12 protein-coding genes are annotated in these 13,181 nt (G+C 34.1%); 6 read left to right on the plus strand and 6 right to left on the minus strand.

The features are described 5' to 3' along the window. The first annotated feature begins 3 nt into the window (after positions 1-3). Genes L1S35_RS09615 through L1S35_RS09625 form a run of 3 tightly spaced genes read left to right on the plus strand, consistent with a single transcriptional unit; the run spans position 4 to position 3,763 of the window. Positions 4-1,341 (plus strand): O-antigen ligase family protein, encoded by a 1,338-nt coding sequence (locus L1S35_RS09615; RefSeq protein ID WP_236400004.1) that lies wholly within the window; start codon positions 4-6, stop codon positions 1,339-1,341. Beyond that, positions 1,316-2,326: a glycosyltransferase family 4 protein gene (locus tag L1S35_RS09620; protein ID WP_236400007.1), complete on the plus strand. Its 1,011-nt coding sequence runs from the start codon at positions 1,316-1,318 to the stop codon at positions 2,324-2,326. The genes L1S35_RS09615 and L1S35_RS09620 overlap by 26 nt, the downstream gene beginning before the upstream one ends. A 48-nt stretch (positions 2,327-2,374) precedes the next feature. Continuing rightward, entirely contained in the window at positions 2,375-3,763 is a 1,389-nt protein-coding gene (locus L1S35_RS09625; RefSeq protein WP_236400010.1) for a sugar transferase, read from the plus strand. On the opposite strand, the gene L1S35_RS09630 is transcribed toward L1S35_RS09625, so the two are convergent. Continuing rightward, positions 3,743-4,861, minus strand: a complete 1,119-nt coding sequence (locus tag L1S35_RS09630) for a lipoprotein N-acyltransferase Lnb domain-containing protein (RefSeq protein WP_236400013.1) — start codon at positions 4,859-4,861, stop codon at positions 3,743-3,745. The genes L1S35_RS09625 and L1S35_RS09630 overlap by 21 nt on opposite strands. A 6-nt stretch (positions 4,862-4,867) precedes the next feature. Next, positions 4,868-5,938, minus strand: a complete 1,071-nt coding sequence (locus L1S35_RS09635) for a putative type IX sorting system protein PorV2 (protein ID WP_502538683.1) — start codon at positions 5,936-5,938, stop codon at positions 4,868-4,870. A 111-nt stretch (positions 5,939-6,049) separates the two neighbouring features. On the opposite strand from L1S35_RS09635, the gene L1S35_RS09640 reads away from it, so the two are divergent. Together L1S35_RS09640 and L1S35_RS09645 are read left to right on the plus strand one after the other, a co-directional pair. Continuing rightward, on the plus strand, positions 6,050-6,802 hold the full coding sequence (locus L1S35_RS09640) for a CDP-alcohol phosphatidyltransferase family protein (RefSeq protein ID WP_236400016.1): 753 nt from the start codon (positions 6,050-6,052) through the stop codon (positions 6,800-6,802). A 53-nt stretch (positions 6,803-6,855) separates the two neighbouring features. Then, positions 6,856-7,593, plus strand: coding sequence for a hypothetical protein (locus tag L1S35_RS09645; protein ID WP_236400019.1), 738 nt, complete (start codon positions 6,856-6,858; stop codon positions 7,591-7,593). A gap of 280 nt (positions 7,594-7,873) precedes the next feature. Here the strand turns inward: L1S35_RS09645 and lptB are convergent, their stop codons facing one another. From lptB to L1S35_RS09665, 4 genes are all read right to left on the minus strand, one after another. Next, the gene (lptB, locus tag L1S35_RS09650; RefSeq protein ID WP_236400023.1) at positions 7,874-8,614 is read right to left on the minus strand and encodes an LPS export ABC transporter ATP-binding protein; all 741 of its coding nucleotides are present in this window, start codon (positions 8,612-8,614) and stop codon (positions 7,874-7,876) included. 116 nt (positions 8,615-8,730) lie between these two features. Next, entirely contained in the window at positions 8,731-9,078 is a 348-nt protein-coding gene (locus tag L1S35_RS09655; protein WP_236400026.1) for a carboxymuconolactone decarboxylase family protein, read from the minus strand. After that, on the minus strand, positions 9,062-9,883 hold the full coding sequence (gene tatC, locus L1S35_RS09660) for a twin-arginine translocase subunit TatC (protein ID WP_236400029.1): 822 nt from the start codon (positions 9,881-9,883) through the stop codon (positions 9,062-9,064). The genes L1S35_RS09655 and tatC overlap by 17 nt, the downstream gene beginning before the upstream one ends. Beyond that, positions 9,883-10,848: a KpsF/GutQ family sugar-phosphate isomerase gene (locus L1S35_RS09665; RefSeq protein WP_236400032.1), complete on the minus strand. Its 966-nt coding sequence runs from the start codon at positions 10,846-10,848 to the stop codon at positions 9,883-9,885. The genes tatC and L1S35_RS09665 overlap by 1 nt, the downstream gene beginning before the upstream one ends. Before the next feature lie 86 nt (positions 10,849-10,934). Here L1S35_RS09665 and recQ point away from each other — a divergent pair, with 86 nt between their 5' ends. After that, on the plus strand, positions 10,935-13,130 hold the full coding sequence (gene recQ / locus L1S35_RS09670; RefSeq protein ID WP_236400035.1) for a DNA helicase RecQ: 2,196 nt from the start codon (positions 10,935-10,937) through the stop codon (positions 13,128-13,130). The last annotated feature ends 51 nt before the right edge of the window (positions 13,131-13,181 follow it).

The raw sequence follows: 13,181 nt of genomic DNA on the forward strand, positions 1-13,181 counted from the left end.
AATATGAAAGAAAGAAACTATATTTTATTGATTCTTTTGCATATTGCAATAGCGGTCTTAATTTATCTTGTACGTTCATTATCGGTTGTATATGCTATTTGTATTCCTGCATTTGGTTTGTATTATGTAATGAAAACGCAAAACAGAAATAATGAAGTGTTATATGTATCTGCTTATATAGTTGGAAGCGAAGTTCTTTTGAGAATGACAGGTGGTAATCTGCTTTATGAATCCTCTAAATATGGTGTGATGGTATTCTTAGCTTTGGGAATGTACTATAGTGGGTTTTCTAAAAATGCAGTCCCTTATTGGATTTATCTGATATTGTTATTACCCGGAGTAATCATAGCTACTGAAACGCTAAACATGCAAACGGAAGTTAGAAAGGCAATCGCATTCAATATTTCGGGACCGGCATGTCTTGGAGTCGCGTCTTTATATTGTTACAATCGAAAAATTCTAGTATCACAAATAAATAATATATTGTTGATGATTGGGTTGCCTGTTTTTGCTACAACAATTTATTTAATTTTATATACTCCTGATTTAAAAGAAGTTTTAGTAGGAACCGGCTCCAATAATGCAACATCGGGTGGGTTTGGCCCCAATCAGGTGGCTACCTTACTAGGTATTGGAATGTTTGTGTTTTTCTCCAGATTAATTTTAGAATCTAAAACAAAGTTGCTTTTATGTATAAATTTAGTAATATTATTTAATATCACATACCGGGGATTAGTTACATTTTCCAGAGGAGGAATGGTGACCGGATTTATAATGATTATTATTTTATTATTTTATTTATTTATAAAGACAAAAAACCATGGACGATTTAATCTTTATCGTCTTTTGATTTTTATGTCAATTGGATTTTTTCTAACTTGGTTATATACTTCCAATCAAACAGGTGGATTAATAGATAAGCGATATGCCAATCAGGATGCAGCGGGAAGAGTGAAAGAAAGTCAATTGACAGGTAGAGAAGAAATTTGGGATAGTGAGATTGATGATTTTCTTGACAATCCGGTTTTTGGTATTGGCGTTGCAAAAGCATTAGAGGTAAGAGAAGAAAAATCAGGTGGAAATATTATAGCTTCGCATAGCGAAATTTCGCGAACACTAGCAGAGCACGGAATGATGGGGATTATAGCTTTATTAATAGTATTATTCACGCCATTTTTCTTATTCCTTGACAATCAACAACATATATATATGTTTTGTTTTGTTTTATTTTGGTTACTAACAATTAATCATGCTGCAATGCGAATTGCCGCACCAGCTTTTGTATATTCGTTATCGCTATTAAAAGTATATATGGATGAAGAACCTTCTTTACATAGGTAACAAATTATCCGATCACGGCTATACTTCTACTTCTATTGAAACATTAGGAACGTTTCTGGAAGCAGAAGGTTTTTGTGTTTACTATGCTTCATCCAAGAAAAATAAACTGTCAAGAATGTTTGAGATGATATTGAAAACATTCAAATATGCCAAAAAAGTTGATTATGTTTTAATAGACACCTACAGTACCAAGAATTTTTGGTATGCTTTTATTATTTCCCAACTGTGTAGAATTCTGAATTTAAAATACATTCCTAAACTTCACGGAGGTAATTTACCAAGTAGAATTGTGCGAAGTAAATTCTTTTCAAATTTAATTTTTAAAAACGCCTATATAAATATTGCACCATCTTATTACTTATTTGAAGCTTTTAAAAAAAGTGGATATACTAATTTAAAATATATTCCCAACACTATTGAAATGCAATTATATCCATCGGCATCCAAAGAATTTAAATTGCCAAAAATACTTTGGGTAAGATCATTTGCTAAAATATACAATCCGTTGATGGCAGTTAAAGTCTTCATCAAAATAAAGGCTGCTTTTCCAGAAGCTAAAATTTGTATGGTAGGTCCAAAAAAAGATGATAGTTATGCAAAAACTTTAAAATTTGCCAAAAAAAACAATATTGAAGTTGTTTTTACCGGTAAATTATCAAAAGAAGAATGGATTGAGTTATCAAAGGAATACAATGTTTTTATCAATACAACTCATTTTGATAATACACCAATTAGTGTTATCGAAGCCATGGCTTTGGGCTTACCTGTTGTGTCAACAAATGTTGGTGGAATCCCTTATTTATTAGAGCATAATGTAAATGCACTTTTAGTAAACGATGATGATGTTGATGGAATGACAAATCAAATTAACCGACTTTTTACAGAACCAAATCTAGCATTTGATTTATCGAAAAAGGGCAAAGAATCAGTCGAAAGCTTTGATTGGGAAATAGTTAAAAAGCAATGGATAGAATTACTTGTTTAAAAGGTAATTTTAGTAACTTGCGACTTCAAAATTCTTTTTACTCAAAAAATGAATAAATACAAGGATATACACTTTGAAGTTTCTGAAAGGAAAATTCTTTTACGGATTTTTGATGTTATTTCTGTGTTGCTTTCTCTGTATTTAGTTGGTATTGCATTCAATTTCAATTATTTTAATATATCAGGAACCAATTTTTACTGGACAATTGTTTTAGGAGTTTATCTGAATTTTATTGGTTCTGTTTTCGAAATGTATAATTTGCAGGTTGCCAGCAATCAATTTCAAGTTATAAAAAGTATAATACTTACTTCATCAATAACGGTTTTGGTGTATTTATTAACGCCAGTTTTTACGCCGGTACTTCCCACAAACCGACTTCAAATACTCATTTTTTACATCGCTATTTTTGTAGCATTGTTTATATGGAGAATGATTTATGTTCGCTTTTTTGCTTCCAATAGATTTTCAAAAAAAGTAATTCTAATATGCGATAAAGAACAGCTCAAAGAACTCGTTCATGCTCTCGAAAGTGCCGATCCGCATTATCGCGTTTTAGGATTTGTTAATTCAGATAGCGCCAATACCAAAACTAACGATAAAATAAAGAGTATTGACATAGAAAATCTTGAAGAATTTGTCAAGAAGAATTCAATTTCCGAGGTTGTAATTGCCTCTCAAAAAACAGATGGAATTACAGTTAAATTATATAACCAATTAATTCATTTATTAGAAAACGGCTATATAATAAGAGAATATACCCAGGTTTATGAAAATATTACCCAACGAATTCCGGTGCAATATGTTTCTCGTGATTTCTACCGTTATTTCCCGTTTAGTAGAAGCAACCAAAATCATTTCTATTTAATTGTAGTGCGTCTTTTTGAGATTATATTTTCACTAATTGGGCTCTCAATTGGGATTGTGATTCTACCATTAATTTTGATAGGTAATCTTTTCGGAAACAGAGGAAAATTATTTTACACCCAGGAAAGAGTAGGTAAGAACGGTAAAATTTTCAATATTGTGAAATATAGGACAATGGTTAAGAATGCTGAAGAAGAAGGAGCTGTTTTTGCCACAACAAATGATAGTCGAGTAACACCATTTGGGAAAATAATGAGAAAGTCCCGTATGGATGAAATACCACAGTTCATCAATATTCTTAAAGGTGATATGGCTGTAATCGGACCAAGACCTGAACGCCCTATTTTTGTAAATGAAATTGCCGAAGTGATGCCGTTTTATGAAACACGTCACGTTATAAAACCCGGACTAACAGGTTGGGCACAAGTAAATTATTCTTATGGTGAAACGATCGACGATAGTTTGATTAAACTTCAATACGATTTGTATTATATCAAGCACAGAAGTATTTTCCTTGATGTTAATATCATATTCAAAACCCTGAGTACCGTTTTACTTTATCGGGGACAATAGTTTGATTGGATTTCTGCCATTCAATTTCAATAAAATATACAGATTGGTAATGATAAATGGTAGCATAATCACCAAGTGTGGTTTTGTGATTATCACTATGCAATAAATCAGCAGCAGAACTAACAAAGTGATGTTAAGCTTTTTCAAAAAGTTATTTTTTGCAAACGGAATCAAAAGAAACAACGGATTAAAAAGCAATGCATTGTAATTCCAAAGTAATTCTTCGTGTTGAGAATACAAACCAATCAGACACAGAAAAAGTCCCAAAATGCCACAAACAAAAAGATAACTTTTAAACACAAATCGCTTGTTAATGATTATCAAAGTCAAAAGTGCCAAACAGATTAAATAAATGCTGTTGAAAAACGAAAATTGAGGCTGTGTAGAAACGCCCTGAACTACAGTTTCCTTTTTAGAAACCAATGGTTTTCCGTCTATTGTTGCTTTATCTAAGCTGTTCAATAATTCTATAGGAAGAAATAATTTTTCAGCTTTCCCGTCAGTTTTGGCGCCAAATACAATATTGATTCCTAATTTATACCAAAAATAATTTTCGAAATAAGGATACAAAAGTGTTCGGTAACTAATCGATTTATCGTCAACTTTTTGAATCTTTTCTGTGCCAAACAATCCATTTATTTTATTGACAACCATCGTTGTACAATTTCGGTCGATAAATTTATAGGTATAGTTTTTTTCGTCCGAGAGCAACGATTTGTTTAGTGCGTCAAACAGTTCCTGCTTTTTTGCTAACGGTAAATTTAACGTTTGCTCAATTACTTGTCTTCTGTCCAATTTATATTCAAAAACAAAATCATCATAAGAAGTCACGTTCATAAAATACTGCAAATCGCCTTTTACAAATTTGAAGTAGAAATTTTCAGTCCTGAAATCAAAATAGCCATAATTATATACGACATCAAGCGCATTATTTGGGTCTTTGATTCTCAACGCCGTATGCCCAAAAGTAGAGTACAATTCCTCGCCACGGTCACAAGTAAAAATGCTAACCTGTGCCTCAGAAGAAAGTGGCGGATTTTGCGAAAACACAAGGAAACTTAATAAAAGTAAAGAAAAAGAAAGAATTTTTTTGAACATAATTTTTTATCTAAAAATACTTAAGTCAACTTTCACAGAAAAAATATTAGAATACAAAGCAGCACTTTGATCACCCAAATCGGTTAAGGCATAATCAACCTGAATACCTTTGTATTTAAATCCCAAACCAATGTTGGGTTGAAAATTTACTTTGGTACTTCCGTCAATTTGTTCTACGTTTTGAAAGTTTCCAACACCGGCACGAAGAAAAACTAAATCGGTATAACCAAATTCGAGTCCAAGTGCAGGATCAATACTAAAGGCGCTGTTAGAAATGATATCGTTAGTTTGGGCAAACTGCATATTTAAATTCACTGCCGCGAGTAAGGTGTAGTCATAATGAAAATCAAATTTTTTGGAAACGCCAAGTTGTGCTTTTGGAAAAGTAATCTCGGTGCTTTCAGGTGGTTCCTGATTTTGTCCGGCTACGGCATCTTTTATTTCATTGTATTTATCTTCATCAATTGCCCAAATGTTGTAGGTTGTCGTAATATCGCGAAGCATTACGCCATAATGCCAATCATTACTTTCATACTGCAATCCGAAATCAAAACCAAATCCCCATGAACTGGCAAAATCGCCAATAACCCTGCGGATAACTTTAGCATTCACACCATATTGTAAACCTTCAATCAGCGTTGGACGTCGTGCATACGAAAACGTAAAACCATAATCGGCAGTTGAAAAAAGGCTGATTCGGTTGTAGTCAATATTTCCTTCGCTGTCTATAAGTTGTGTTGTATTTAGGATGTCATCAACACCAAAACGGATTAAAGAAATTCCCCAAGCGCTTCTGTCGTCTATCTTTTTGGCGTAAGCTGCATAATCGTATTGAGCAATATTGGCAAAGTAACTTGCATGCATCAGCGCAGCTTCGCTGTCTTCAATTTTTAATAAACCTGCCGGATTCCAATATCCCGAATTGACATCGCCAGTAAATGACGTTACTGCATTCGACATTCCCAAAGCAGCAGCATCAACCCCGATGTTCATAAATTCATTGGAATATTTTCTAACTGATTGTGCATGAGTGATTATGCTAATAAAAAGCAGTAGAATAGCAATTGTTTTTTTCAAGGCAATTTTTCTTTTTACAAATATCAAATAAAAATCTCTAATATAAAACGTAGAAAGCTTTAACTTATTGTATTAGATTTGTATTTCTTTAAAAATAGTAAACGATTACAGATGAACATTAAAGCCCAGATTCCGAACTTATTTACAATGCTTAACCTGTTTTGTGGATGCGTGGCGTTGGTTATGTTGAGTTATCTTAGGTTTGATTTAGCTTTTTATTTTGTTTCACTTGGTATTTTCTTCGATTTTTTTGATGGATTCTTTGCCCGTAAATTTGGCGTTGCAGGACCACTTGGAGTTCAATTAGATTCATTGGCAGATATGGTAACAAGTGGAATTGTTCCAGGATATGCCATGTTTTTAATGCTTTATGATATTGAGTTTTTTGAAATAGTAAGTGTTCAACATAAATTTAATTCCAATACTATTTTTTATCTTCCTTTTTTTGGCTTTTTAATTTCACTTGGAGCTTGCTATCGTTTAGCTAAATTTAATATCGATACACGTCAGTCAGATAGTTTTATTGGATTACCAACTCCGGCAAATGCTTTGTTTATTACAAGTTTGCCTTTGGTGATGGGACTTCGTTTATTTGATAATGTTTGGATTGAGGATTATTTGAATAACAAATGGGTTCTGGTTGCAATAACAATTTTAAGTGCATATGTTATGAATGCCGAAATTCCTTTATTTTCACTGAAGATTAAGAACTTCAGTTTTGCCAAATACAAACTGCAGATTTTCTTTTTGGCGCTATCCGTTTTGATGCTGATTTTCCTTCAGATACTAGCGGTTCCGTTGATAATTATAATCTATGTATTGCTATCAATAGTAGATAATCAATTAAAAATTACCGCAAAGTAATTTTTTTGTCAGAAATAAATCTATTTTTACGTAAATCTATAATCTGTAAAAAAATGAAAAAAATCTTAGGCTTATTTGCCTTTTCAACGCTGTTTTTGAGTAGCTGTTCTTCCAGTGATTCTCCGAGCAGTACTGCTTCAGGACCTTTAGTTAAAACTTTGATTATTGACAACATCAATCCGGGAGACCAAGATTACAATTTACTTTTTACCTACTCGGGTGATAAACTAATTAATATTAAAGATTCAGGTGATATTATTGATCAGTATGTGTACACTGGAGACAAGTTGACCAGAGTTAACTATCCTCAAGATAACACTTATATCTTGATTGAATATGCAGGAAGTCAAGTAACTAAATTTACAGAATATGATCCCGATTTTGATTCTGCTACAAAAACTGTAGTTACTTATTCGGGAAATACATTTACCAGAACAGTATATGAAGGGGATTTAACCAGTCAAACGACTTTAAGTTACACCGAAGTTTGTACAGTTCAAAATGGAAATATCACTCAATTAACCAGAACTTCTTCTTTTGGTTCTTCAGGTACTGAAACGTACACTTATGACACTAAAAATAATCCTTTTAAAAACATAAGTAATTTCACTGTGTTTCAAGTTCTGGACATAGATATTGAGGGTAATGCAAATAATCAAACAGCAATGAATTATCCTGGAAATCCTTATACTATTTCTATAACCTACAATGCTGATAATTATCCATTAACCGAGCTTAGCTATGATGGTTCAGCTGTTTTAAAAGAATCTGACACTTATACTTACTACTAAATTTCGGAATAGTTAAAATAAAAAAGCTTCCAATTAGGAAGCTTTTTTATTTGTTTCTTGTAACCATATATATGATAAAACCGAAAAAAAGCATGAAGCACAGTAGGTATATATAGGCATAGCGATGTGCAAAATTGAATGTTGTACCATACATTGGATTAGGCTTGTCAACCAGAACCCGTTCATCTTCTTTACAGTAGTAGAACATGCCAAAAACCTTCCAATTTTTTGGATCTTTGTGTAGTTTTTCCTGCCGTTCTTTCAACGAGCTTTCCATTGATTAAAACGTCAATTTCTTTTTACGAAGCTCAAAGTTTTGTCCGAGATATACTTTTCTAACCATTTCGTCAGCAGCTAATTCTTCCGGAACTCCGGCTTTTAGAATACCACCTTCAAACATTAAGTATGTTTTATCCGTAATAGCCAATGTTTCCTGAACGTTGTGGTCGGTAATTAAGATTCCGATGTTTTTGTTTTTTAATTGCGCTACAATTCGCTGAATATCTTCAACAGCTACAGGGTCAACACCGGCAAAAGGTTCATCAAGCAGTATGAATTTTGGGTCAGTTGCTAAAGCTCTCGCGATTTCGGTTCTTCTTCTTTCACCACCCGAAAGTAAATCACCACGATTGGTTCTGATGTGCTCTAAACTAAACTCGGCAATCAGGCTTTCCATTTTGGCAACCTGCTCTTCTTTGGAGAGCTTGGTTAATTGCAAAACACTCAAAATATTATCTTCGATGCTCAACTTTCTGAAAACTGAAGCTTCCTGCGCCAAATAACCAATTCCGTGTTGGGCACGTTTGTACATTGGAAATTCTGTAATATTCATGTCATCCAAATAGATATTGCCGGCATTTGGTTTAACCAATCCGACAATCATATAGAACGAAGTTGTTTTTCCGGCGCCATTCGGACCCAAAAGCCCCACGATTTCACCTTGATTTACTTCTACAGAAATACCTTTTACGACACTTCTGCCTTTATAGGTTTTGATTAAATTTTCGGCTCTTAACTTCATGTTTGAGGTTCTAAGGTTCTAAGTAACTAAGGTACTAAGTTTTATTTAATGCAAATAAACAAAATCCATTTGCTCTATTTATCGTTTTAACTTCAATTTTGGAAAACTTCCATCTTCTAACTTCCCGCTTCTAGTGCTTCCCAAAACTCATAAGCTCTTCTCAAGTGCGGAATTACTATTGTTCCTCCAACTAAAGTCGCAATTCCCATAGCTTCCATCATTTCTTCTTTGGTGATGCCTTCTTTATAGCTGGTTTCTAAATGGTATTTGATGCAATCGTCACAGCGCAAAACAGTAGATGCAACTAGTCCGAGAAGTTCTTTTGTCTTAACATCTAATGCCCCTTCTGCGTAAGCATTGGTATCCAGATTGAAAATTCGTTTTACAATTTTGTTATTGTCTGCCAATAATTTCTCGTTCATTTTTGAACGATAGTCATTAAATTCTTCAACTAGTTTGCTCATTTTTCTTATTATTTTTTTCTACAAAAACAGAAATCCAAATACTGGCTTCATAAATTAATAACATCGGAATTGCCACAGTGACCTGACTTACAACATCTGGCGGTGTAACAATAGCAGCTACAATCAATACAATTACAACTGCGTATTTTCTATACTTTCTTAAGAAGCTTGGCCCCACTAATCCCAATTTGGTCAGGAAATAAATAATGATTGGCAACTCAAAAAATAAGCCACTGGCAATGACAGATGTTTTAACCATACTAACATAAGAATCAATACTAAATTGATTTTTTACAACGCTGCTTATTGAGAATGTTGCCAGGAAATTTACCGACATCGGAACAATCACGAAGTAACCAAAAAGAACTCCCAAAAAGAACAAAATAGAAGCAACAAAAATGAATAGTTTAGCGCTCTTTTTTTCTTTTTCATACAAGGCCGGACTAATAAATTTCCAGAATTCCCAAAGAATATAAGGGAAAGCCAAAATAAAACCGGCGGTTATGCAAACCCAGACAAAAATATTTACCTGGCCTTCCATTTGTGTATTCTGAATGATGAAATTTAGTTCGGTAATACAAATGCTGTCAGCAAAACCAAGATAATGTGAAGCATCACAAAAAAAACGATAGGTAATAAAACTTGGGTCGGTTGGGCCAAAAATTAAGTCATTAAAAATATAATCTGCAAAAAAATAAGAAACAATTGCCATGGTTACAACAGCAGCTGAACTTCTCACTAGCAACCATCTTAATTCTTCAAGATGATCTAAGAATGACATTTCATTAAGTGGTTTCTTTGCCATTATACGATGCCTTCTTTTAAAATGTCATGTAGGTGAATTACACCTTTATAATCTCCATTATCTACAACGACTAATTGTGTAATTGAAAAGTCTTCAAGAACATTCAAGGCATCGCTAACCATATCGGTTGATTTTATGGTTTTCGGATTTTTGGTCATAATGTCTTGTGCTGTTAATCCTGAAATATTTTCGGTTTTGTTCAGCATTCTTCTGATGTCACCATCTGTTATGATTCCAACCACTTTTTCATTTTCAATAACAGCGGCAACTCCTAATCGTTTTTCAGATATTTCGACGATGACTTTTTTGATAGTTGAATCTGGTGCAACCATCGGTTTATGTGTGTTATCCAGCATATCACCAACGCGCAGTAATAATTTTTTACCCAAAGCACCACCGGGATGATATTTGGCAAAATCTTCGGCAGTAAAGCTTTTCATTTCCATCAGACAAACCGCAATCGCATCACCCATTACTAATTGAGCTGTGGTACTATTGGTCGGAGCCAGATTAATTGGATCAGATTCAGCTTCTACATAAGTATTCAAAACATAATCAGCTCCTTTTCCAAGGAACGAAGTATTATTCCCGGTAATGGCAATCAGTTTATTTCCGAATCGTTTTAACAACGGAACCAAAACCTTAATCTCTGGACTGTTGCCACTTTTTGAAATGCAAATTACCACATCGCCGGGTTGTACCATGCCTAAATCGCCGTGAATGGCTTCCGAAGCATGAAGAAAAAGTGATGGAGTTCCGGTCGAGTTTAAAGTCGCCACAATCTTTTGAGCTATGATAGCACTTTTGCCAATTCCGGTTACTACTAAACGACCTTTTGAGTTGTAAATGATTTCAACAGCATTTACAAAATTGTCATCTAAAAATTGGGTTAGCTTGGCTATAGATTCACTTTCAGACAAAATTGTCTTTTTGGCAGAAGCAAGAATGTTTTCTTTATTTATCAAAATTGTAACAATATAAAATTTGTATGTATAAAAGAAAGTCTTATCTTTATGTTTGCAAATTTATGTAAAAATACCATTAGGAGAGAATGAATTTAAACGAAATTGACATTCACAAAGAATTAAAAAAATATTTTGGTTTCAACCAATTTAAAGGATTGCAGGAACAGGTTATAAAAAGTATTATTGCTCAAAATAATACTTTTGTTATAATGCCTACAGGTGGCGGAAAATCATTGTGTTATCAGTTGCCTGCTTTGATTCAGGATGGAACTGCAATAGTGGTTTCACCTCTTATCGCTTTAATGAAAAACCAAGTGGATGCCATTCGAAGTTTGTCTTCGGAAAATGGTATTGCTCATGTCTTAAATTCCTCTCTTACCAAAACAGAAATTAATCAGGTTAAAAAAGATATTACCTCGGGAGTTACCAAATTATTATATGTAGCACCTGAATCATTAACCAAAGAAGAATATGTTGATTTTCTTCAAAGTGTGAAAATCTCATTTGTAGCCATAGATGAAGCGCATTGCATTTCAGAATGGGGACACGATTTCAGACCTGAATACCGAAACTTAAAAGCCATCATCAAACTTATTGGTGATGTTCCGGTTATTGGTTTAACTGCAACGGCTACGCCAAAAGTTCAGGAAGATATTCTTAAGAATTTGGATATGGCGGATGCCAAAACATTCAAGGCATCTTTTAACCGTCCGAATTTGTTCTATGAAGTTCGCACAAAAACCAAAAATATCGATGCGGACATCATTCGTTTCATCAAACAAAATAAAGGAAAATCCGGAATCATATATTGTTTAAGCCGAAAGAAGGTTGAAGAAATTGCCGAAGTCTTGCAAGTTAACGGAATTTCAGCCGTGCCATATCACGCAGGTTTAGATGCTAAAACAAGAGCCAAACATCAGGACATGTTTCTTATGGAAGATGTTGATGTTGTAGTTGCCACAATTGCATTCGGAATGGGAATTGATAAGCCCGATGTTCGTTTTGTAATCCATCATGATATCCCAAAATCACTCGAAAGTTATTATCAGGAAACTGGTCGTGGCGGAAGAGATGGAGGAGAAGGCCATTGCCTGGCTTACTATTCTTATAAAGATGTTGAAAAGTTAGAAAAATTCATGTCGGGTAAACCGGTAGCTGAACAGGAAATTGGTTTCGCATTGCTGCAGGAAGTTGTTGCTTATGCCGAAACTTCGATGTCGAGACGTAAATTCTTATTGCATTATTTCGGAGAAGAATTTGACAGCGAAACCGGAGAAGGTGCCGATATGGATGACAATGTCCGCAATCCAAAAACAAAAATTGAAGCAAAAGATCAGGTCAAATTGCTTTTAGAAATAGTTAGAGATACTAAGCATTTGTATAAATCTAAGGAAATTTGTTTTACGCTTATCGGAAGAGTTAACGCTATGATTAAGGCTTACAGAACCGATTCACAACCTTTTTTTGGTAAAGGAAATAAATTTGAAGAACGCTATTGGATGGCCTTGATTCGACAGGTTTTGGTTGCAGGTCTTTTGACTAAAGATATTGAAACTTACGGTATTTTAAAAGTATCAGACAAAGGGCATGAGTTTATCAAAAATCCAACATCATTTATGATGTCGGAAGATCACGAATACAACGAAGCAGAAGATGATGCCATAGTAACAGCATCAAAAGCTGGTGGCACTGCCGATGAAGCTTTGATGTCGATGTTACGGGAGTTGCGTAAAAAAGTAGCTAAGAAATTAGGTGTTCCGCCTTTCGTAGTTTTTCAGGATCCATCGTTAGAAGATATGGCTTTGAAGTATCCAATTACTATTGATGAGTTGACCAATACTCACGGAGTTGGTGAAGGGAAAGCCAAAAAATACGGAAAAGAGTTTGTCGATTTGATTGCACGATATGTTGAAGATAATGACATTATTCGCCCTGATGATTTGGTTGTAAAATCTACCGGAGCGAATTCGGCAAACAAACTATACATCATTCAAAACATAGACCGAAAATTATCCCTAGAAGATATCGCCAAAGCCAAAGGATTTACGATGGATAATTTGTTAAAAGAAATGGAGCAGATTGTCTATTCCGGAACTAAATTAAACATCAGTTATTGGGTAAATGAAATCCTTGACGAAGACCAACAGGAAGAAATTCACGACTATTTTATGGAATCAGAATCCGATAAAATAGAAGATGCTTTAAAGGAATTTGATGGCGATTACGATATCGAAGAATTGCGTCTGATGCGAATAAAATTCATAAGCGAAGTAGCGAATTAAAAAAAAGTGTTCAGTGTTCAGTTTTTAGTGTTCAGTTATTGAACTGCCAAC

The sequence above is a fragment of the Flavobacterium anseongense genome (assembly GCF_021608185.1).
GTDB lineage: Bacteria > Bacteroidota > Bacteroidia > Flavobacteriales > Flavobacteriaceae > Flavobacterium > Flavobacterium anseongense.

Bases quoted from the DNA above. Each gene is read 5' to 3' on its own strand.
- L1S35_RS09655 (WP_236400026.1), bottom strand. From the start codon at position 9,078: ATGAGCAAACTAGTTGAAGAATTTAATGACTATCGTTCAAAAATGAAC.
- L1S35_RS09625 (WP_236400010.1), top strand. From the start codon at position 2,375: ATGAATAAATACAAGGATATACACTTTGAAGTTTCTGAAAGGAAAATT.
- L1S35_RS09645 (WP_236400019.1), top strand. From the start codon at position 6,856: ATGAAAAAAATCTTAGGCTTATTTGCCTTTTCAACGCTGTTTTTGAGT.
- lptB (WP_236400023.1), bottom strand. From the start codon at position 8,614: ATGAAGTTAAGAGCCGAAAATTTAATCAAAACCTATAAAGGCAGAAGT.
- tatC (WP_236400029.1), bottom strand. From the start codon at position 9,883: ATGGCAAAGAAACCACTTAATGAAATGTCATTCTTAGATCATCTTGAA.
- L1S35_RS09615 (WP_236400004.1), top strand. From the start codon at position 4: ATGAAAGAAAGAAACTATATTTTATTGATTCTTTTGCATATTGCAATA.
- recQ (WP_236400035.1), top strand. From the start codon at position 10,935: ATGAATTTAAACGAAATTGACATTCACAAAGAATTAAAAAAATATTTT.
- L1S35_RS09640 (WP_236400016.1), top strand. From the start codon at position 6,050: ATGAACATTAAAGCCCAGATTCCGAACTTATTTACAATGCTTAACCTG.
- L1S35_RS09620 (WP_236400007.1), top strand. From the start codon at position 1,316: ATGAAGAACCTTCTTTACATAGGTAACAAATTATCCGATCACGGCTAT.
- L1S35_RS09630 (WP_236400013.1), bottom strand. From the start codon at position 4,861: ATGTTCAAAAAAATTCTTTCTTTTTCTTTACTTTTATTAAGTTTCCTT.